Annotated in this window: 19 protein-coding genes; 3 read left to right on the top strand and 16 right to left on the bottom strand. The window is 24.4% G+C overall.

Going from position 1 to position 22149, the window contains the following annotated elements; translation table 11 throughout:
• Positions 1–114: 114 nt before the first annotated feature.
• The 14 genes from HMPREF1871_RS01480 to HMPREF1871_RS01415 form a co-directional block, all read right to left on the bottom strand.
• Positions 115–1317, bottom strand: coding sequence for an NAD(P)/FAD-dependent oxidoreductase (locus tag HMPREF1871_RS01480; protein ID WP_066129067.1), 1203 nt, complete (start codon positions 1315–1317; stop codon positions 115–117).
• Positions 1318–1590: 273 nt separating this feature from the next.
• A complete protein-coding gene (locus tag HMPREF1871_RS01475; protein ID WP_066129064.1) occupies positions 1591–3303 on the bottom strand; it encodes a septation ring formation regulator EzrA in 1713 nt (570 codons plus the stop codon).
• Positions 3304–3454: 151 nt separating this feature from the next.
• Positions 3455–4231 carry a tRNA pseudouridine(38-40) synthase TruA gene (gene truA / locus HMPREF1871_RS01470; protein WP_066129061.1) on the bottom strand — a complete coding sequence of 259 codons (777 nt, stop codon included), beginning with the start codon at positions 4229–4231 and terminating at the stop codon, positions 3455–3457.
• Between the two features lie 73 nt (positions 4232–4304).
• Positions 4305–6038, bottom strand: a complete 1734-nt coding sequence (gene cydC / locus HMPREF1871_RS01465; protein WP_066129058.1) for a thiol reductant ABC exporter subunit CydC — start codon at positions 6036–6038, stop codon at positions 4305–4307.
• The gene (gene cydD / locus HMPREF1871_RS01460; RefSeq protein WP_066129055.1) at positions 6031–7746 is read right to left on the bottom strand and encodes a thiol reductant ABC exporter subunit CydD; all 1716 of its coding nucleotides are present in this window, start codon (positions 7744–7746) and stop codon (positions 6031–6033) included. Before cydD ends, cydC begins: the two co-directional genes overlap by 8 nt.
• A 3-nt stretch (positions 7747–7749) precedes the next feature.
• Entirely contained in the window at positions 7750–8778 is a 1029-nt protein-coding gene (cydB, locus tag HMPREF1871_RS01455) for a cytochrome d ubiquinol oxidase subunit II (protein ID WP_066129051.1), read from the bottom strand.
• A 1-nt stretch (position 8779) separates the two neighbouring features.
• A complete protein-coding gene (locus HMPREF1871_RS01450; protein WP_232297341.1) occupies positions 8780–10159 on the bottom strand; it encodes a cytochrome ubiquinol oxidase subunit I in 1380 nt (459 codons plus the stop codon).
• A 138-nt stretch (positions 10160–10297) separates the two neighbouring features.
• Positions 10298–10648: a DUF1634 domain-containing protein gene (locus HMPREF1871_RS01445; protein ID WP_066129045.1), complete on the bottom strand. Its 351-nt coding sequence runs from the start codon at positions 10646–10648 to the stop codon at positions 10298–10300.
• A complete protein-coding gene (locus HMPREF1871_RS01440) occupies positions 10645–11496 on the bottom strand; it encodes a sulfite exporter TauE/SafE family protein (protein ID WP_066129042.1) in 852 nt (283 codons plus the stop codon). The genes HMPREF1871_RS01445 and HMPREF1871_RS01440 overlap by 4 nt, the downstream gene beginning before the upstream one ends.
• A gap of 9 nt (positions 11497–11505) precedes the next feature.
• On the bottom strand, positions 11506–12138 hold the full coding sequence (locus HMPREF1871_RS01435) for a thiamine diphosphokinase (RefSeq protein ID WP_066129039.1): 633 nt from the start codon (positions 12136–12138) through the stop codon (positions 11506–11508).
• Positions 12139–12140: 2 nt separating this feature from the next.
• The gene (rpe, locus tag HMPREF1871_RS01430; protein WP_066129452.1) at positions 12141–12785 is read right to left on the bottom strand and encodes a ribulose-phosphate 3-epimerase; all 645 of its coding nucleotides are present in this window, start codon (positions 12783–12785) and stop codon (positions 12141–12143) included.
• Between the two features lie 2 nt (positions 12786–12787).
• A complete protein-coding gene (gene rsgA / locus HMPREF1871_RS01425) occupies positions 12788–13672 on the bottom strand; it encodes a ribosome small subunit-dependent GTPase A (protein WP_066129036.1) in 885 nt (294 codons plus the stop codon).
• On the bottom strand, positions 13662–15362 hold the full coding sequence (gene recN, locus HMPREF1871_RS01420) for a DNA repair protein RecN (RefSeq protein WP_066129034.1): 1701 nt from the start codon (positions 15360–15362) through the stop codon (positions 13662–13664). The genes rsgA and recN overlap by 11 nt, the downstream gene beginning before the upstream one ends.
• 12 nt (positions 15363–15374) lie before the next feature.
• Positions 15375–16178 carry a TlyA family RNA methyltransferase gene (locus tag HMPREF1871_RS01415; RefSeq protein ID WP_066129031.1) on the bottom strand — a complete coding sequence of 268 codons (804 nt, stop codon included), beginning with the start codon at positions 16176–16178 and terminating at the stop codon, positions 15375–15377.
• 146 nt (positions 16179–16324) lie between these two features.
• Between HMPREF1871_RS01415 and HMPREF1871_RS01410 the strand changes: the two genes are divergently transcribed.
• A complete protein-coding gene (locus HMPREF1871_RS01410) occupies positions 16325–16789 on the top strand; it encodes a GAF domain-containing protein (RefSeq protein ID WP_066129028.1) in 465 nt (154 codons plus the stop codon).
• Between the two features lie 264 nt (positions 16790–17053).
• Here the strand turns inward: HMPREF1871_RS01410 and rpoD are convergent, their stop codons facing one another.
• Both rpoD and dnaG read right to left on the bottom strand, forming a co-directional pair.
• Positions 17054–18160, bottom strand: coding sequence for an RNA polymerase sigma factor RpoD (gene rpoD, locus HMPREF1871_RS01405; RefSeq protein WP_066129025.1), 1107 nt, complete (start codon positions 18158–18160; stop codon positions 17054–17056).
• Positions 18150–19937: a DNA primase gene (gene dnaG / locus HMPREF1871_RS01400; protein ID WP_066129022.1), complete on the bottom strand. Its 1788-nt coding sequence runs from the start codon at positions 19935–19937 to the stop codon at positions 18150–18152. Before dnaG ends, rpoD begins: the two co-directional genes overlap by 11 nt.
• A gap of 282 nt (positions 19938–20219) precedes the next feature.
• Here dnaG and HMPREF1871_RS01395 point away from each other — a divergent pair, with 282 nt between their 5' ends.
• Together HMPREF1871_RS01395 and rpsP are read left to right on the top strand one after the other, a co-directional pair.
• Positions 20220–21593: a glycine--tRNA ligase gene (locus HMPREF1871_RS01395; RefSeq protein ID WP_066129019.1), complete on the top strand. Its 1374-nt coding sequence runs from the start codon at positions 20220–20222 to the stop codon at positions 21591–21593.
• A gap of 221 nt (positions 21594–21814) precedes the next feature.
• Complete coding sequence (rpsP, locus tag HMPREF1871_RS01390) at positions 21815–22087, top strand: 30S ribosomal protein S16 (RefSeq protein WP_066129018.1); 273 nt, start codon at positions 21815–21817, stop codon at positions 22085–22087.
• Positions 22088–22149 lie beyond the last annotated feature (62 nt).

The raw sequence follows: 22149 nt of genomic DNA, 5'->3' as shown, positions 1-22149 counted from the left end.
TATTTCCTCATTAATAAATTTACTAATCATTATATTATCATAAGTAATATTTTTTTTCAATTATAATAAAATAAGTAAGGAATTGATATTCCTTACTTATTTTAAAATTGAAAATTATATAATTCTTTGATTTCTAATTGCAGTTTTTATATCTGTACATTCATTAATTGCTTTTGCTTCAATAACTTTTTTTGTTTTAGCTGCTAAAAATCCTTTATATTTGAATTTACCGAATACTTGAGCTATTGCATTTTTTGAACCTAACGAACAAACAACGCCTCTATCTATATATTCAAATTTTGAATTTTTTCTACCTTCTAATCTATTTGTTATATGTTTAGCAACATACGCTCCCATCTGATTTGCTATTTGTGCAGTTGTTGGATAAGGTCGCTTTTCTCCTTCTTTTATAAATGCAGCACAATCTCCTACTATATATATATCTTCATTATTTGGTACTGTTAACTCTTGAGTAGTAACCAATCTACCATTTCTTGATAACTCTTTAAAGGTATCATCCATTATTTTACTTCCTCTTACTCCTGCAGTCCAAACTAATGTGCTAGCTCTTAATTCTTTTCTCTCTCCATTAAGTTCAATTATAAAACTATCTTTTGTTGAACCTTTTATTCCAGCTCCTAATATTATTCCTATCCCGTTATTTTCTAAGTATTTTCTTGCATAATTACTATATTGTTTGTCAAACATAGGAAGAAGGACGGGAGCAGCATCTAATCCAACAATTTTTACTAATTTTTCATCAATACCATACTTTTTACACAACTCTTTTCTTTTAGTTACTAATTCGGCTAAAAATTCCATTCCTGCAAGACCTGTACCACCCACTACAATAGAAATATCTTTTTCATCTTTTTCTGTAGATTCAGCATATTTTTTAAAATTATTTTCTATTTTATTTGCAATTTTTTCAGCTTGAACTATGTCTGTTATCGCAATAGAATTATCTAACATTCCTTCTATACCAAATGTATTAGATTCAAATCCTAATCCTATAACTAAAATATCATATTTTAATTCTTTTTTACTAGTATATACAACTTTTTTACATACATCTATGCTCTCTACTTCATCTTGTACAAAATCTACATTTGGTTCTAAAATATCTTTTATTTCTATACATATATCATCACTTTTTATATTTCCAGCAGACACCTCATGCAAATTAACAGTATCATAATGATATGAATTTTTATTAACTAAAGTTACTTTTACATCTCCACTTTTAATGACTTTCTTTAATCCTTTTAAAGTTGTTAATCCTCCATATCCTGCTCCCAATATAAGTATATTTTTCATTATAACTTCTCCTTAATTTTATATTTTTTAGATATTAAATTTTTTAATTTTTTTATACGACTACTTATACTACTTTTATAATAAGTATTTAATCTATATTTTCTAAATTTATCCTACTTCCTTCCTTCTTACATTTTACCCTCTTTTTATTCTTGTTTTATTATATCTTCTTTTTATAAAAAAATATAGTAAAATGCTTACACTTATTTATGTTGAATTTGTTTTTATTATATTTTAAATTTTTTATTATTTAATTAAAAAAAGAAAAGAAAGTTATATCATACTTTCTTTTCTTTTTTTTAATATTTCTTCTTTCTTTTTATCAAATATACTAGAATCTATTTTATTTAATGCATTTTTTATTATATCTAATGATTTAGTATATCTATATTCCTTATAATATTGTTCTGCAATTGTAAGTTGTTTATGTAGTTCTATATTATCTTTTCTATATCTATTAGCATATCTTATAAGTTTTTCTATTAATTCTATATCTACTAATATATTTTCTACTTCCCTTTTATAAATATTTAATGATTCAACGACTTCTTTTACAGAATCTTTTACAATATCTATATTCATTGGTTCTTTTTGCAATTCTTCTAAAGCACATTTATAACTATCTGTTACATCTTTATACAAAACAATAAATCTTTCACTAAATCCAGGTACTCTAGTATTAAATAATTTTCTCTTTATAAACTCTTTTTCTTGATTTACACTATCCAATTTTTTACGTGAAGCTATTTCTTCTTCTCTCAAGCTTGTTAAATATTTAGAATATTCTGTTTGTTCTTCTTCTATTTTTTCTATATCTCTTGATAAATTTAAAATTTTTTCTTTCAAGTCTTTATAGTTTAATCTTGGTTGATTTTTTATATACACATCAATATCATTTTTAATTTCCATAATTTCACTAATAATATTAAAATTATTTTCAACCATTTCTTCATCTTTTGAATAAATCTGATATCTATTTTTTATTTCTTTTATATTGTTATATAAAGCATTATTTAACTTATCTTGTACTTTTATTTTATTTGAAATTTCCGAATAATTTTCCTCTACATATTTTTTACATTCTATTTCATTTTTTAAACTATTAGATAATTCATCAACAACATCATATATGTCATCTAATATAGATTCTATTAAATCTATATCTCCTGTTTTTACTTTTTCTCTTGCATCATTTAATTGCCATATACAATTTTCTATTTTAGTTGTTATATCTAAATGAGATAATTTAAACCCTTTTTTCTCCATTTCTTCAACATTCAAACGTAAAGTTTGTATTTGTGTTGGTGCTGTCTTTTCAATTTCTTTCAATATATCTGGTAATACTAACATCTTACTTTTTAAGTTTGATAACTTACTATCTAAATCAGATAATATATCTTTTGCTTCAATATATTTTCCAACAGATGTTAATTTCTTAAATTCTTCTAATATAGGTCCTAATTCTTTTATACTATTCTCAAAATTTTCAGCTGCTCCACCATATTGATGACGTTTAGCTAATAATTGTCTATTTAATTCTTTATAATTTTTGACAATTTCTTCATATTTTTCTTTATTTATAGACTCTATATCTGATAATTTTTTTATATTCATTTTTATATTTGTTATTTTTTCTTTTATTTCAGATATTAGCTCTAAACTATTAAATATTACTTCATCAGCTTTTTTAAAATTAAATTTATCAATACAAGACTCTGCAAAATATAAATCTTTATCTAATTCATCTATACTTACACTTTGAATCTCAAACCATTGATTTTCAAAATCATCATATAATTCTTTTGCCTTTCCTGATATATTCAAATTTTTTAATTTTTTTAACTCTTCCGTTATTGTTTCACGTTCTAATTCATCTTTTTCTTTCAATAATGGAAATAATTCTTGTTTTTTTCTATTTTTTAATACAAAAAGATAAATTATTCCTATTATTATTAATGCAAAAATAATTATATAAAAATAAACCATTATTTTCCTCCACATTTAATTTTGTATACTACAACAATATTATAACATTTTTATTTTAAAAAATAAATAAATTTTATTTTTTATCTCATAAATTTTTTAAAAATATTATGAAAACATTATAAAATAATGTATCTAAAATAAAATTAAAATATTATTTAATTAAGGATTCTACAATATTATTTATTTCATCATTGTTAAATAATACTTTTTTTAGATACAACCCACTTCCACTAGCTCTTTTACCTGCATACATTCTATTTTTATTTTTAAATATTTCTTTTATATAGTCTTTAGAATAGCGACTATTAGCAACATTTATTATAGTTCCAATAATTATTCTAACCATATTATATAAAAATCCATCTCCTGTAATTTCAAAAGTTATTATATCTCCATCCCTATTAATATTAAAATCAGTTATTGTCCTAATCTTATTTTCAACAGAACTATTTTTGGAACAAAAAGAAGTGAAATCATGCTTTCCTATAAATAATTCTAAGCATTCTTTGGCTTTATCGTAATCAAATTTATACGGAAAATGCCCAACGTAATTCACCATAAAAGGATCTAATATTTTAGAAATGCATAATTTATATTCATATGTTTTGCTAATACTACTATATCTAACATGAAAATTATCATTTACAATTTTTGAAGCTATTATTCTCACATCTTTTGGTAAATATGCATTAACTGAATTTACCCAACTTTTTTCGTTAATATTCAGTTCTGTATCAAAATGTATTAGCTGTATATAGGCATGAACACCACTGTCAGTTCTCCCACTCATTTGAATTCTAATACTTTTTCCTTTATGTATTCTTTTTAAACTATTTTCAATTACTTCTTGTACAGTTATAACATTAGGCTGAATTTGAAATCCAAAATATTTAGTGCCATCATATCTACAAAAAAGAACTACTCTCATAATTAACCTCATATTTCATTAACTTTAACATTAGTATAGCATAAAAAAAGAGAATTTTTACACATTCTCTTTTTTAAAAGCCTTCATTTAAATCATATAATTTTTTATATTTATCATTATTTTTGTATAATTCATAATGATTTCCAATCATTTCTATTTCACCATCATTTATAAAAATAACTTTATCCATTGATTCTACCAAATTTAGATGATGAGTTATCCATAATATTGTCTTATCTCTTGAATTTTCAAATATTGTTTTAATCAACTCATGTTCTGTTTTTGGATCTAATCCTACTGTAGGTTCATCAAGAAATAATAATTCATTATTTTGTACTATAGTTCTAGCAAAAGCTAATCGTTGCCTTTCTCCTCCAGAAAATCTTGCACCTGTTTCATAGACAGTTGTATCTATCCCATCAGATAACCTATCGATTAATTTCTTTATATGTGCTTTTTCTAAAGAATCATTTATTTTTTTATTAATTTTATTATTATTGTTTATATTTTTATTTATAATAGAAAGTGCTATATTTTCTTTTATTGTCATATCAAACAAATATGGTTTTTGATTTAACATAGATATCTTATTTCCTAACATACTTTCATTAGGGTTATTACCAAAAATTTTTATTTTACCTGTATAGTCTGCATATGTTCCAGTTAATAATTTCATTATAGTTGATTTACCAGCTCCACTTTTTCCTATAATAGCAACCTTTTCACCTTTTTTTACAGAAAATGAAATATTTTTTATTATTTTTTTATCGTCATATTTAAATGAAAGATTTTTAACTTCTATTATTCGTTCATATTCCTTATTTTCAAAAATAAATTTATTTTTATTTTTCCCTTCATTTTTGTAAAAATTTTTCACCCTATTAATTGACTCTTGATATATTGGAATATGTGATATAGCGTCCCCTGTTAATGAAACAACTGTTAAAATAGACAGTACTATCATACAAAATGAGGCTATATATACATTTTCTATATTATTATTAATAGTCATTTTTTTGCAAAAATATACAATAGATATCGCTGTTAATGCTGCAAAGAAATTTATAATGTTTTCTCTTAAATGAATTAAAATTTTTATCTTATGCTCTTTTCTTAATAATAATTTTTCTTTTTCTGTGTATTTCTCAATAAAATTTTCCACCCTGTTTGCAGAAATAAGATCAGTTATACCAAAAATAGCACTAGTTATTTCTTTATATAATTTATTTTTAGAAACTTTCATTACTTTTAAGTGTTTTTTTGTTATAACTAAAGATAAAAATGGCACTATAAATATGATAAATAATCCATATAACATAGACAAAATAGCATAATTTACATCATATTCTGATATCATCGTAATAAAAATAACATATAATATCAAAGAAATAATACTTGGAAATATACTTTTTAAATATATATTTTGTAAATACTCAATGTCATCTGAAATTAAACTCAATAAATCTCCAGACTTATACTCTTTTTTAAGTTTTAATGCCATAGGTTCTAAAATTGAATATGTCTTTGATCTCATTTTTTCTATTATTTTTAATACTAAATCATGACTAACCAATCTTTGTAAATATGAAAATACAGACTGTCCTAATGAAAATGTTCTTGTAAGAACTGTAGGTACTTGTAACATTAAAATATTTCCAATTTTTAGTGAAGATTTACTTATTAAAAAACCAGAAACATACATTAAAGCAGCTCCTGAAATGACTGAAGTCAAGCCCAATAGTATAATTAAAGTTATTTGTTTATAGTTTGATTTTAATTCATTTCTTACTATATGTATATTATCCAATATAATTGCCTCCAATTAAACTCTCTTTTAAATCTAAATATTTTGAAGTATATTTATAATTTTTTAAACTATCTAAATCTTTTATTTTCCCATTTTCTAAATGTAGTATGTAATCCATATCATTTAACCAATGTAATCTATGTGTTGCTATTATAACGGTTTTTCCTTTGAATAAATGTAATAATTTTTTCTTTATCTCATATTCAGTTTCTATATCTAAGTGACTAGTAGGTTCGTCTAATATTACTACATCTCTTTTAGATATTAAAGCTCTTGCTATGGCTATTCTTTGTGATTCTCCTCCACTAAGCTCTATTCCTCCTTCACCTATTTTAGTATCAAATCCTCTTTCCAAGGTAGATATCAACGGTAATAACCCTACCATATCACATACTTCTTCTAATTCTTTTGATGAGATTTTTCTATCAGTATAATATAATATATTATTTTTTATTGTATCCGGAAATATGTATGGAAACTGAGATATATATGAAACATTATTTATCCAATTAGAATTTTTCAAATCTATTTCTTTATCATTCAAAATTATTTTTCCTGATGTTTGATTAGAAAATCCTGTAATCAGAGATATTAATGAGGTTTTCCCTGAACCACTATGCCCCACAAAACAAATTCTATCTCCTTTTCTTAGTCTAAAATTAATGTTAGACAAAATATAAGTATCATCTTTTTTGTAACAGACATCTTTAAATTCTATGTTATTAAACTCTAAAACTCTGGTATATGTCCCTTCATCATGTGTTTGTTTATTTAAAATGTCTAATACCTCTTCATAGGCTACTTGACCATTTAACGAAGCGTGATAATCAGTTGCAGCTTGTTTCATTGGCAAGAAAAATTCAGGTGCTATTAAAAGCACTGTCAATGACGGCAATAAATTAGTATCTCCCGATAACAACAAAATCCCTAGTCTAACAGCTAAAAATGCTATAGCTAAAGTAGTAAGAATATCTAAAGCAAAACTATTTAAAAAAGCATATTTTAAAGTATTCATCGTACTTTTTCTATATTCTGCATTTTTCTTTTCCATTATTGGTAAATATTGCTTAGAAATACCTAAAAATTTTAACGTTTCTATTCCTCTTATAGTGTCTATAAAATTATTAGATAAAATTCTATATTTTTTATATTGTCTATTAGCCATTTCTTTAGCTGTTATCCCTAATAAAATCATGAATATAACTATTACTGGAATGAATGATGATATAAGTAATGCAGAAGTTTTATCAGTATAAAAAATGTATATTACAATCATAATAGGTATTATTACTGTTCTCATTTTTTTTGATACACTTAATTCATAAAAGGATTTAATTTGCCCTATTCCCTCAATCGCAAGAGTAACCAATTTACCTGTTCCTTCTTTCAATGTAAAATCAGCACCATTTGAAATATATTTTTTAATTAATTTTTTTCTTAATCTTTTTTCTAAAGATATTGCCTCTAATTCAGTAAAATACTGTTCTAAATGTAAAAATAATGTTCTTAATAAATATCCAAAAAAGAAAAATACTGAATATTTAAAAATATTATAATCATTGTAAAATAAAGATACTATAGATTTAGCTAAAAAAGCAGCCTGCATTATTATACAGGCTGCTTCTAAAAATGATAATAATATTAATAAAATAATCAAACTTTTTTTAATTGGAAGTTTACATTTCTTGTTCTTCCTTGTAGTTTTCATATATTAATACTCCAATTTATCCTCTTTTTTTAATCTTTTTCTAAAAACTATATAAGACCAAACTTGATATCCAAGTACAAATGGCAGCATGACACAAGCTACTATAGTCATAAGTGTAAGTGTATATGTTCCACTTGCCGCATCATATATTAATAATGATTTTGTTACATCTGCACTATTAATAATAGCTCTAGGAAATAATCCTACAAAAACACTTAATGTTAAAAATCCTAATGTAGCCGATGTAGATAAGAATGCAAGCAAATCTTTATGAATTAAATTTAATATAAATGATAATATAAAGAATATTACTGCTATGACTGCCAAAATTAGTCCAATATAATAATTATTTATAAAAATATCAGTTTTGAATAAAGCCCATACTGCAAAAATTAACGTTATTACTGCGGCTAAAGGGAATAGTAAAACAGAAATCTTTTGTGCTGCTTTTCTTAAATCTCCATCAGTTTTCAGTGTTAAAAATTGTGCTCCATGAACCATCATCAAAAGAAACATCATGACTCCTCCTAACACTGAAAAAGGAGATAACAATCCTAGAAATCCATCAAGTAATGATTTGTTTTCGTCAAGTCTTGAACCTGTCATAAAATTAGCTACTGCAACTCCCCATAATATTGGTGGAAGTGCACTTCCTATTAACATAGAAAAATCACAAAATTTTATCCATTTTCTATTATTACCTAATTTTCCTCTAAATTCAAATGATATACCTCTTAAAATTAGTGCTATTAACATTAAAACAAACGCTATGTAATAGCCACTAAATAATTTCCCATACCAGATTGGAAAAGCAGCAAACATAGCTCCTCCCCCTGTAAGTAACCAAACTTCATTCGCATCCCAAAAAGGACCAATAGTATTAAAATACGTTCTTTTTTCAGTGTCATTTCGTCCTAAAATATGTGATAGAACTCCAACTCCAAAGTCATATCCTTCTAATATAAAAAAACCTGTAAATAGAATAGTTATTAGAAGGAACCAAACATTAGGTAACACAATTGATAAATTCATATTAATTTACCTCCCCTATTGTTGTTTCTTTTTTATTCATTGTATATCTAAATAAAACAAATTGAGCTATTCCTAAAATTGTATATAAAAAGCAAAATACAATTAATGAGAACAATACTGAACTTGCTGGTATTGGTGATACACCAGAACTAGTTGGCATAATACCAAATATTAAAAATGGCTGTCTTCCCATTTCTGCATAAATCCAACCAGATGCTGCTGCAACTTCTACAACAAGTATCATCCAAGGCATTAAATGCAATAACCATCTTTTTTTTGTTTCTACTTTTTTAAATGCAAATATAGTGCCTAATAATGAAATTATAAACATAATTCCTCCTGCACCTGACATAGCTCTAAAAACGTAAAAAATTAATGTCACTTCTGGTATATAATTTAAATGTTCTCCAATAACAGGATAATATTTATCATCCATTTCTTTTTGTAATTCCTTCATTCCTTTTAAAGAACCATCAAATTTATCAAAAGCTAAAAAACTTAATAATCCCGGAACTTCAACTAAAGGTTTTGTCTGTTGTTGTTTTTCATTTATTGATGCTAAAACAGTAAAAGGTGCTGGATTATCAGTGTTTTCATACAAAGCTTCCGCTGCAGCTACTTTCATAGGATACTCTCTTACAAGATATTGCATTTGAGAATGTCCAGTTAACAAAAGACCCAATGATCCTATTAATGCAGCAACTATAGAAACTTTAAATGCTTTATGAAATAGTTTTATTTCATGTTTTCTTAAAATTTTCCATGCTGAAACTCCTGAAATTACAAAAGCACCCGTAGCTAGTGATGTAAATATTACATGCGGAAATTGATGCCATAGATAACTATTTGTAATAATTTCTAAAAAGTTTTCCATTTCTGCTTTTTTACCTATTACGTTATTTTCTACTATTTTAAATCCGACAGGATGTTGCATAAATGAATTGGCAGATAAAATCCAAAATGCTGATAGTATGGTTCCAATAGACACTAACCATATGCACATAAGATGCAATTTTTTATTGATTTTTTCCCATGAGAATATCCAAATACCTATAAAAGTTGATTCCAAATAAAAGGCTAATAAGGCTTCTATTGCTAGCGAAGGACCAAATACATCTCCTACAAATGAAGAATATTCTGACCAGTTCATTCCAAATTGAAATTCCTGTAATATACCAGTTACTACCCCTACTGCAAAATTAATTAAAAATAAATGTCCAAAGAATTTAGTAATTCTCTTATAATGTTCATCTCCACTTCGGACATACAAAGTTTCATATACTGCAATTAAAAACACCATTCCTATAGTTATTGGAACAAAGAAAAAGTGAAATACTGTTGTTGCAGCAAATTGTAATCTTGAAAGTAATAATAAATCCACTATAATTCCTCCTTTAAAACTATTGTTACTTTGTTACATTTATATTTTAATATAACATATTTTCTATTTAAACTGATATGTTTTATAACATTGTAATTGTTAAAAAAACACCAATAAAAGTTCACAAAAACGTCACTTTTATCGGTGTTTACCTTGTAATCCTATTACTAAACTTATAACTAATATAAAAACTATTATTAAAGATATTCTCATATATTTATAGTCTTTAATGATTGCATATTCTATTCCCATCCCTATTACTCTTATAATAGGAGTGAGTATTAAAATAAATATTCCTATCATCATTAAATTTTCATATTCTAAAAAATTTTCTAATTTCAATTTCTTAAAATCAAAAAAATAGAATTTATTTAAATTATACTCTGAATTGCCAAATATCGCCAAAATAATACCAAGTAAAATAACTATAGAACTTGAAAATATACCAAAAGTTAAAATATTAGAAATTTTTTTTCGAACATCCTTCATGATAACACACCCAATCCCTTTAATAACATATTAATAATAGTAATAAATAATACTGGTAAAAATATTATTCTTATATAAAAAGAACTTATATTCTGCATAACTATAGAACCTATTCTAGATCCTAAAAGAGTTCCAATTGCTACTGGTCCTGCTATTAAAGGATTAACCATTCCAGTAAAAAAATAAATTAATGCACTAGAACATGCTGTAACTCCCATCATAAAATTACTTGTTGCTGTACTTACTTTTAATGGTAGTTTCATATAATCATCAAGTGCTATTACCTTAAATGCTCCGCTTCCTATGCCAAGCAAACCACTTGCTAACCCTGCAGCTAGCATTACAATTGAGCCTTTTTTTACATTAGTTACCTTATAAGGTATAACTCTATTTTCTGCCTTATCGTAATATGACGTAGAAAATTTATATTTTTCTTCATATTTATCCTCTACTATATCTTGAATAACTAAACTTTTTTTTCTTATCAGTCCCGATTTTTTTAACATTCCATAAAACGAGTTTAGTAATATAATAGAAAAAAACAAATATAAAATTCTAGATGAAAAAATACCCGATAAAAGTGCTCCTATTATTCCTCCAAGAGTAGTAAAAATTTCTAAAAATAAGCCTAATTTTATATTAGCAATACCTTCTTTAATGTACGATATTGCCGACCCACTACTTGTTGCTATAACTGCTATTATACTTGAACCAATTGCATATTTTATATCAACGTTAAAAATAATGGTTAATATAGGTGTTAATATTATTCCTCCCCCTAAACCTATTAAAGATCCTATAAAACCAGCCAATAAAGACCAAATCAATAAATAAAAAACAGTTTCCATTTTTTCTCCTTAATTATCTTTTGAATATATTATTAAACACCTATTATTAGTTTCTAATATTATATCTTTTTTTTCAATAAATTCATTACTAGTTGCATTAGCTCTATTTTTTGTCAATTTTAATAAATTAGCATTATATTTTGCGTTGTATATACTAACAATTGTATCGTCAAAAAAGGGAACAAAAGATATATATTTATAATATTTGTTATATTTTATTATATTTTTACCTTCTTCAGAAAATTTGATTATATTATAATTATCTACAATAGATATATCTATACCTCTATATAAATCATTTGATATTAATAATATATTAGCTAAAAAATGATCTAGTCTTCTACCTGTTGCACCATAAATATTTATTTTTTTCAAATTTAAAAATTTTCTTATTATTATATTTAGACAAAACTCTGCATCTGTCATATCTTGATTATCTTTTTTTATAAACTCATAATCGTAATTTATCCTAGATTTTTTAAAAGAATCAAAATCCCCACAAACTAATATTGGATTTATTTTGTTTTCAATTAAATATTCTAATCCCGAATCGACAGCTATCCAGTTTTTTTTATTTCTTATATTTTCAAACTCAGGTGTTTCACCACCTAACATTATATTAATCTCTTTTATATCATTCATTATTATTTTAACAACTCTTTATATGTATTTTTCTTGTCATCTGAAGCAAACAAAAACGATCCACAAACTAATAAATCTGCTCCTTTATCTCTACAAATCTTTGAGGTTTCTATATTTATTCCTCCATCTACCTCTATTAAAAAATTATATTTTTTTTCTTTTCTTATACTATCAAGAATATTTATTTTGTCTAGCACATAACTAATAAATTTTTGCCCTCCAAATCCTGGATTTACACTCATAACTAAAACATAATCAACTGTAGATAACAAATAAATAATACTGTCTACAGAAGTTTGAGGATTTATAGCTATACCTACTTTTTTTCCTTTATTTTTTATTAATTGAATTACTCTATCTGCATGATTTGTAGATTCTATATGAAATGAAATCATATCTGCTCCAGAATCACATATTCTCTCAACATAATTTTCAGGATTATCTATCATTAAATGCACATCAAATATCTTATTAGTTATTTTTCTAATGGAACTTATAATTGGAAATGCAAAAGAAATGTTAGGAACAAAATGTCCATCCATCACATCTATGTGAAACATATCAACACCTATATTTTCCATTTCTATAATTTCTTTTCCTAAGTTGGAAAAGTCTGCAGACAATATCGAAGGTAATATCTTTTTCATTCTCAATATCTTCTCCTTCCTTTCTCTATTTCATCCATAATATTTTTATAATTATTATATCTTTCTTTTAGATAAGAATTCTCTAAATTAGTTTTTAAAATTTTTTTTAACTCACACTCTGGCTCATTTATATGATTACACAACTTAAATTTACAATTAAAATTTTTAAATTCTCTAAATAAAAATTTTAAGTCTTGTTTTTCTAATAAAGAAATATCTAGAGAAGAAAAACCTGGTGTATCAGCTATATAAAAACCATCAATATTGTAAAACTCTATATGTCTTGTAGTATGTTTTCCTCTTCCTAAAACAAAAGATATTTCTCCTGTTTTTAGCTTTAATTTTCTATCAGATAAATTATTTATAAAAGTAGATTTTCCAGCACCTGACTGACCTGATACAGATACAAATTTATTTTTTAAAATATTTTTCAAAATAGATATATCCTCTTTACTATTTGTATAAATCAAATATCCTATATTTCGATAATATTTTTTTATATTCTCTATTTTATTTAATTCTTCTTCATCTAACAAATCTAATTTAGACAATATTATAATAGTATTAACATGAAAATTCTCATTCAAAATTATACTTTTATCCAATAACTTGCTGGAAAAATTAGGACTTTTTACTGAAGTAACAATTATATTATAATCTATATTTGCTACTTTTGGTCTTAGCAACTTATTTTTTCTTTTATCTATATCAGTTATGTATCCACTATTATCTGAACTAATATCGAACGTTACTATATCTCCTACTAAAGGGGTTACTTTGTCATTTCTAAATTTTCCTCTAGCTCTGCAAGTTATCAACGAATTATTAAATAAAACATAATAAAATCCTCCTATTGATTTTATTATTCTTCCTTTATTACTTGTCATATATTTTATTTAAACCTTTTTTTATTTTTTTTGCATTATTTATCATTTCTAAAGAATGTTTTTTTGTTATTTCAGTAATAGAAGAAGTAGATATCATCTTAGCTATCTCTATAACTTTTTTATTATCATCTAATTCATAAACATCGGAAATTGTTCTTCCATTTATCTCTTTCTTTTTAATAAGTAGATTATTATCTGCTATGGCCACCATCTGTGGCAAATGAGTTATAGCAAATACTTGAGAAGAAATTGATAATTGATAAATTTTTTCCGCCATTCTTTGAGCAACCCTTCCACTTACTCCTGTATCAATCTCATCAAATATAGTTAATAATGAAGAATTTTTATTTGTATATATTATCTTTAATCCTAACATTATTCTTGATAATTCCCCTCCAGATGCTACTTTAGATAAAGATTTTAAAGGTTCCCCTTCGTTTGCACTAATTAAAAATTTTACATCATCTACTCCATGTTGTGAAAATTCTTTTTTTTGAAAATCTATTTTAATAGTACTATTTTCCATATATAAATATTTCAATTCTTTTTCTATTAATTCTTCCATTTTCATCGCTATTTCTTTTCTTTTTTCTGAAAGATTATCAGCTGATTTTCTCAATTCTAATTCTTTAGTGTTTACCTTTTTTTTAATTTGAGATAAGTTATTATCAAAATTTTCAAAATTATAAAGTTTTTCATTTAATTCTTTTTTATATAAAATTAATTCATCTATACTTTTAGAATATTTTTTTTCTATTGATTTAAGTTCAAATAATCTACTTTCCATAGTATCTAATATTTCTTCATCATAATCAATATTATTAATTAAATCATCAATATCATTATTTACATCTTCTATTAAATAATAATAATCATTAATTTTTTCAATTTTATCGTTTAATTTATTAGTGTATTTCGCTAGTTTTTCTATTAGTATCTTAATTTCATAAGTTTGTTCCAAAATTCCATTTTCTCTAACTATATTGTTTTTTATATTATTACAAATAAAATTTATTTTTTCATAATTACTTAAATAATCTATTTTTTCTTCTAAAGTAACTATTTCTCCATCTTTTAAATTTAATAACTCTAATTCTTGTATCTGATACCTTATAAAATCTATTTTTTCTGTTAATTCTCTATTTTCATTTTCTATATTAATTAATTTTTCTTTTAATACTTTGTATTCTAAATAATTATTATTATAATTTTCTATATACGGCTGTAAATCATTCATTCCAAATTGATCCAATAATAACAAATGATTTTTTTCTGAAAGTAAAATATTTCCATCTCTCTGCTCATGTATATCTATGAAAAAAGGAGATATTTTTTTTAAAACTGACAAATTTACAATAACATTATTTATCCTACAAATACTTTTACCTGACTTATAAATATCTCTTTTTATAACTAAAATTTCTTCTTTTGTAGATATATCTAAATCTTCTAATATTTTTATTAAATTCTCATCATGTATATAATCAAAAACCCCTTCAATGGTTGCCTTTTCTTTTCCATGTCTTATATATATAGTAGAAGTTTTTTGCCCTGTTAATTGTGATATTGCAGATAATATCATAGATTTACCTGCTCCAGTTTCTCCAGACAAAACTGTAAGTCCTTCTTTAAATTCTATACATAAATTTTCTATAATTCCATATTCTCTTATATTTAATTGCAACAACATAAATAAATACCTCTATAATTCATTATGAGCATTTTCTACAACTTCCTTAAATTGTAAAGATTTATCATTTTCCACATTATTAGGAGTATATTTTAATATAATTAAAAACTCAATATTCCCTTTTCCTCCTTTTATCGGGGAATGTGTTAATCCTTTAACACTAAATCCTTTTGAATTTGCAAATTCGAAAATTTTTTTTATAACATCTTCATGTACTTTTTTACTTTTAACTATTCCTCCTTTTGAAACATTTATTTTTCCAGCTTCAAATTGAGGTTTTATTAAGGCACACACATCTCCATTTTTTTCAATTATTTCTGTTAATTTTTCAAGAATAATTGTAAGCGATATAAATGAAACATCTATAGATACCACTTCTATTTTTTTACTAAAAAGTGATTTTGTACAATGTCTAAAATTAGTTTTTTCCATTACGCAGACTTTATCATTTATTCTTAATTTCCACGCTAATTGATTTGTTCCAACATCTAAAGCATATACATATTTTGCTCCATTTTGTAAAGCACAATCAGTAAATCCACCAGTAGAAGCCCCTATATCTAACATAACTTTATTTTCTACAGAAAAAGAAAATAACTTGATAGCTTTTTCTAATTTAAAGCCACCCCTACTAACGTAAGGTAGTATATTACCTTTAACATTAAAAATAGTTGTATTTTTATATTTTTCTCCAGCCTTATCTACTTTTATATTCCCAATATATACCGTTCCAGCCATTATTGCTCTTTTTGCTTTTTCTCTTGAATCAAACAAATTTTGTAAAACACAAAGAACGTCTGCTCTTTCTTTTTTCATACATTCTCCTAATATATTTTTATTTAATTTTATCACATATAATTATTTTTATCTATTTTTATTATAAATTTTACAAATTTTTACTTTTATTTTTTTCATTTTTATGTAATAATTTTTAATATCTATTTTTAGGAGGTTAAAATATTATGGAAAATAAAAAATTAATAATTTCACAAGCTAAATCTTTAATATCTAATGAAAATAATATATATGCAAATCTTTCTAATTTAAGTTCTTTTTTTAAAGAATATTTACCTGATACTAATTGGGTAGGTTTTTATATAGTTGATGATGTTAATAAAAATTTAGTTCTAGGCCCTTTTCAAGGTAAGGTTGCGTGCGTCAGAATACCTTTTAATAAAGGTGTTTGTGGTAAATGTTATACAAACAAAAAAACAATTTATGTGAATAATGTCCATGAGTTTCAAGATCATATAGCTTGCGATAGTAATACAAATAGCGAACTTGTTATTCCTATAATTAAAAATAATTCTGTTGTCGTTCTTTTAGATATTGATTCTACAAAATACAATAGATTTAATGAAAAAGAAATTTCTTTTTGGAATGACGTAGTAACAGAAATTTTTGAAGATTTCCATTTTCAACAATAAGTTACAAAATACTTTTAAATAATACTTATTATATTTATATATAATCTTAATTTTTATAATATATTAATTAAACTATAGAGCTAAATAATTAAAAAAATAGACATTGTTAATAATTAATAAAACAAAGGAGAAAAAAATATTTTAGTTAATTTCAACTAATTAATTTTTTCTCCTTTGTTTTATATTATTCTATCATTATTTCTAAATTTATTAAATTTTTAAAATTTATATATTTTAAAATATATATTATATTTCATCTAAAATCTACATATATCCTTTTAATTTATTTAATTTTGCTGGATGTTTTAATTTTTTTATTGCTTTAGATTCTATTTGTCTTATTCTTTCACGAGTAACTCCAAAAGCTGTCCCTACTTCTTCTAAGGTATGAGTTTTCCCATCTTTAAGACCAAATCTTAATTTTAATACATTTTCTTCTCTATCTGTCAATGTTTCTAAAATTTCTTCAAGCTGTTCTTTTAATAACTCATTAGACGCATGCTCTGCTGGAGACTGTGCTTCTTTATCTTCAATAAAATCTCCCAAATGTGAATCATCTTCTTCTCCAATAGGAGTTTCAAGTGATACTGGCTCTTGAGCGATTTTTAAAATTTCTCTTACTTTTTCAGGAGTTATGCCCATTTTAACACCTATTTCTTCTGGTTTTGGCTCTCTTCCTAAATCTTGTAATAATTGTCTTTGTATTTTTATTAATCTATTTATAGTTTCAACCATATGTACAGGAATTCTTATAGTTCTAGCTTGATCTGCAATTGCTCTCGTAATTGCTTGTCTAATCCACCAAGTTGCATATGTACTAAATTTAAAACCTTTTGAATAATCAAATTTTTCTACTGCTTTAATAAGTCCCATATTTCCTTCTTGTATAAGATCTAAAAAAAGCATACCTCTTCCCACATATCTTTTAGCTATACTTACCACTAATCTTAAATTTGCTTCTGCTAATTCTTTTTTAGCAATCTCTTTTTCGGATTCTGAACCATTTTCTATAATAACAGCTAACTCTAATTCCTTTTGCTTTGATAATAAAGGTACTTTCCCTATTTCTTTTAAATACATTCTAACCGGATCATTTGTTTTTATACCTGCTGGTACAGACATATCTTCTAAATCTAACTCTTCTTCATCATCCTTTTGGTTTTCATTTATCAAAACTATATCTTCTTTATTTAATTCTTCATAAAAATCTTCTATATCTTCTGCACTTATCTCGTACTCAGAAAATGTTTCTACTATTTCTTCTTGTGTCAACTGACCATTTCTTTTCCCTTTTTCTATAAATTCTTTTTTTATAATTTCAAAAGTTTTTTCATTATTATTTTTTTGCATTTTTACCTCTTTATTTTTTATATTTTTTTAACTTATTTAATAACTCTAATTGTTTTTTAAAATCAGATTCTACAATAGCAAATTTTAAATTATCTTTTATATTTTCTACATTTTTTGATTGAATTTCTTCATTTTTAACAAAATTTACATACTCTTCAATATTTAATAAATCTACCTCTTCATTTATGAAAAAATTGTTATTTTCTATATACTCAACTAAATTTATAATTTCATCATCTTCTACTATATTAATAAATTTATGAATATAAAAAATATTATAATTATTATAATATGTTACTAAATTTTTCAATAACATATTAAAGATATTATTTTCAAATTTAAAATTTTCTAGTTTTCTATAAACTAATAAAAAATTATCTCTGGAAACAAAAAAATATTTAAATAATTTACATATTTTTTTATTGAAATGCCCTTTATCATAATAATAAAAAATGTCTGAATTATTTAAAAACTTATCTTCGCTTTGAAAATTATTATTAGAAATTAATAAAATATCCTTTAATAAAATCTTTTTATCTATTAAAAATTTTTCTGAAAGTTGTGATAAAAGTATATCTTTGAGAGCAATATCCTTAATAACAGAAATATTTTTTAATAATAAATCTTTACATTTTATTTTTTCTTGTAAATTCTTGATACTATTCTTATAGTAGTCTATTTTATACTCTATATAATGAACTATATTTTTTTCTATATAATCATTAAAATCAAAGTCTATACCTTTTTTTCTTTTTTCTGATACAAATTCATCTATATCTTTTGAGCCACTAAATACCAACTTATATACATTATCACTTTTTAATAATAATTTGTCTCCTATTTTTATAGTTGCCTCTATACCAGCACTATCATTATCTAGTGCTAAAATAAATTTATCAGCAATCTGAGATATTTTATCTATTTTACTATTATCTATATTAGTACCCATTAGACCAACGATATTCTTAACATTTTCTTGATATGATGATATGACATCCATATATCCTTCAGATAACATTATTTCTTTCTTTTTTCTTATGTATGGTCTAGAGTTTGATAAATTGAACAGAATATTTTTTTTCTCAAATATTTCTGTTTCATGAGTATTATAGTATTTTGCAATATCTTTTTCTTTAGATAATGTGCGTCCTGAAAAAGCTACTATCTTACCACTATCATCTCTTATAGGAAAAATTATTCTATCATTAAAAACATCACAATATTTTTTATTTGACTCTTTTATTACACCTGCAGCTACAGCATAAGACATATTAAAATTATATTTTTCCAAAAAAGAAACTGCTGAATCATTATTACTAGGTGCATAGCCAATATTAAATTCCTTGATAGTTTGAAGACTTAATCCCCTATTTAAAAGATATTTCAAAGCAATTGAAGCTTCTGCTGTATTTAATAATATATAATTATAGTAATCTGCTAACAATATGTAGGCATAATACATAGAATCTTTTTTATTTGTTATATCATACTCAAAAGATTCTTTTTCCTCTACTTTTATTCCAAACCTAGAAGCCAGCTTTGATACAGCTTGTGCATAAGTAATATTTTCAATTTGAGATAAAAATTGAAATACATTACCTCCCTTATTACATCCGAAACAGTGAAATATTTTTTTTTCTCTAGAAACAGTAAATGACGGAGTCCTTTCACTATGAAAAGGACAAAGGCCCAAATAATTTCTTCCTTTCTTTTCTAACTTTATATATTCACTTATTAAATCAACAATGTCTAAAGTATCTAATATAAAATCTATATCTTTTTGTGAAATTTTAACCAATTAATCCTCCTAAATAGCTAAAAAAGGCTAAACGTTTATTTTATTATATCATTTTTTTATTTAAAAATAAATTACTTATTGATATATTTTTATAAAAATGTTATCATCTATATAAGCGATCTAGTGATGGTGGAAGGCTAGAAAAAATTTGGTATACAATTTTATATTTTAAAAGAGAGTATAATACTAATAAGGGTGGAACCGCGGATTTAATTCGTCCCTGTATATGAAATTAATTTTTATATACAGGGTTTTTTTATTTATTAAAAAGGAGAAAAAATAATGGACAAAATTTTAAATTTAGCAAAAAATAGAGGAATAATTTTTCAAGGATCAGAAATATATGGTGGACTTGCAAATACATGGGACTACGGACCTTTGGGTGTAGAAATAAAAAATAATATTAAAAAAGCATGGTGGAAAAAATTTATACAAGAATCTATATATAACGTAGGCCTAGATAGTGCTATCTTAATGAATCCAAAAACATGGGAAGCATCTGGACATTTAAGCAACTTTTCAGATCCATTAATGGATTGCAAAAATTGTAAAACTAGACTTCGTGCTGATAAATTAATAGAAGAATTCTTTTTCAAAAATAAAGGGGAAGATATTGTAGTAGATGGACTTTCATTCGAAGAATTAAAAAACATAATAAATGAAAATAATATCAAATGTCCAGAATGTAATGGTAATAACTTCACAGATATTAGACAATTCAACTTAATGTTTAAAACAAATCAAGGAGTTATAGAAAACTCAACTAATCAAATTTTTCTTAGACCTGAAACTGCTCAAGGAATTTTTGTAAACTTTAAAAATGTGCAAAGATCTATGAGAAAAAAATTACCATTTGGAATAGGACAAATAGGAAAATCATTCAGAAATGAAATAACTCCAGGAAACTTTATATTTAGAACAAGAGAATTTGAACAAATGGAATTAGAATTCTTTTGTGAGCCTGGTACAGAACTTAATTGGCAATCTTACTGGAAAAATTTCTGCAAAAATTGGTTATTATCATTAGGTATAAACGAAAGTAAAATAAGATTAAGAGATCACGAAAAAGAAGAACTATCACACTATTCAAATGCAACTACTGACATAGAATATAGATTCCCTTTTGGTTGGGGCGAACTTTGGGGAATTGCATCAAGAACTGATTACGATCTTAAACAACATTCAGAACACTCTAAAATAGATCTTTCCTATCAAGATTTAATCTCAAACAAGAAATTTATACCATACTGTATAGAACCATCTGTCGGAGTTGACAGAGTTTTATTAGCATTTATTTGTGATGCGTATAAAGAAGAAAATATATCAGAAAATGAAACACGTTTGGTTTTATCACTTCACCCTGCAATAGCACCATACAAAGCAGCTATTTTACCTCTTTCTAAAAAATTATCAGAAAAATCAATGGAAATATTTTATAATCTATCAAAAGATTTTATGATAACATTTGATGAAACAGGTTCTATAGGTAAAAGATATAGAAGACAAGATGAAATAGGAACACCTTTTTGCATAACTTATGATTTTGAATCTCAAAATGACAACATGGTTACTATAAGATTCAGAGATTCTATGAAACAAGAAAGAGTAGAAATATCTAAATTAAAAAGTTTCTTAGAAAATAAAATTAATTTTTAAAACTATTTCTTTTCTACTATTTTATACAAAATTCTCATTCTTAACAGTATAAAATAAGTGTCAATAAAAAAAATTGACATTTTTCTTTAAAAATATTGACTTTAAGTAGATAAAATGATAAAATTTATAAAGCTTAACAATAGCTTATTGATTCAACTTTTCATTAAATAAATCATAAACACAAATAAATTTTAAGTTGAGCAAAGTTAAAGGAGTATAAAATGGCAGTAAAAATCCGTTTGAAAAGATTAGGTGCTAAAAAATCACCTTTTTACCGTATTGTTGTAGCTGATTCTAGAGCACCTCGTGATGGTCGTTCTATAGAAAATATTGGAACTTATAATCCTATTAAAGATCCAGCAGAAGTTAAAATAGATGAGAATTTGGCATTAAAATGGTTATCATGTGGTGCACAACCATCAGATACTGTAAGAAGCCTATTATCTAAACAAGGAATTATGAAAAAATTCCATGAATCAAAAATTAGTAAATAAATAGTTATTTATTTACTAAAAAAAGGAGAAATAATGAACTGACCCCCAAAAGTTAGACCTAA

The sequence above is a fragment of the Gemelliphila asaccharolytica genome, from assembly GCF_001553005.1.
GTDB classification, from domain to species: domain Bacteria; phylum Bacillota; class Bacilli; order Staphylococcales; family Gemellaceae; genus Gemelliphila; species Gemelliphila asaccharolytica.
The sequence above is the reverse complement of the archived record's forward strand: the minus strand, read 5'-3'. Positions and strand labels throughout refer to the sequence as shown.

What these genes read in the sequence shown, in the direction of transcription:
- HMPREF1871_RS01445 (WP_066129045.1), bottom strand. Translation starts at nt 10,648, where the DNA reads ATGAAGGATGTTCGAAAAAAAATTTCTAATATTTTAACTTTTGGTATA.
- HMPREF1871_RS01415 (WP_066129031.1), bottom strand. Translation starts at nt 16,178, where the DNA reads ATGAAAAAAGAAAGAGCAGACGTTCTTTGTGTTTTACAAAATTTGTTT.
- rsgA (WP_066129036.1), bottom strand. Translation starts at nt 13,672, where the DNA reads ATGACAAGTAATAAAGGAAGAATAATAAAATCAATAGGAGGATTTTAT.
- truA (WP_066129061.1), bottom strand. Translation starts at nt 4,231, where the DNA reads ATGAGAGTAGTTCTTTTTTGTAGATATGATGGCACTAAATATTTTGGA.
- recN (WP_066129034.1), bottom strand. Translation starts at nt 15,362, where the DNA reads ATGTTGTTGCAATTAAATATAAGAGAATATGGAATTATAGAAAATTTA.
- cydD (WP_066129055.1), bottom strand. Translation starts at nt 7,746, where the DNA reads ATGAAAACTACAAGGAAGAACAAGAAATGTAAACTTCCAATTAAAAAA.
- HMPREF1871_RS01440 (WP_066129042.1), bottom strand. Translation starts at nt 11,496, where the DNA reads ATGGAAACTGTTTTTTATTTATTGATTTGGTCTTTATTGGCTGGTTTT.
- rpe (WP_066129452.1), bottom strand. Translation starts at nt 12,785, where the DNA reads ATGAAAAAGATATTACCTTCGATATTGTCTGCAGACTTTTCCAACTTA.
- HMPREF1871_RS01475 (WP_066129064.1), bottom strand. Translation starts at nt 3,303, where the DNA reads ATGGTTTATTTTTATATAATTATTTTTGCATTAATAATAATAGGAATA.
- HMPREF1871_RS01410 (WP_066129028.1), top strand. Translation starts at nt 16,325, where the DNA reads ATGGAAAATAAAAAATTAATAATTTCACAAGCTAAATCTTTAATATCT.
- HMPREF1871_RS01480 (WP_066129067.1), bottom strand. Translation starts at nt 1,317, where the DNA reads ATGAAAAATATACTTATATTGGGAGCAGGATATGGAGGATTAACAACT.
- rpsP (WP_066129018.1), top strand. Translation starts at nt 21,815, where the DNA reads ATGGCAGTAAAAATCCGTTTGAAAAGATTAGGTGCTAAAAAATCACCT.
- HMPREF1871_RS01395 (WP_066129019.1), top strand. Translation starts at nt 20,220, where the DNA reads ATGGACAAAATTTTAAATTTAGCAAAAAATAGAGGAATAATTTTTCAA.
- cydB (WP_066129051.1), bottom strand. Translation starts at nt 8,778, where the DNA reads ATGAATTTATCAATTGTGTTACCTAATGTTTGGTTCCTTCTAATAACT.
- HMPREF1871_RS01435 (WP_066129039.1), bottom strand. Translation starts at nt 12,138, where the DNA reads ATGAATGATATAAAAGAGATTAATATAATGTTAGGTGGTGAAACACCT.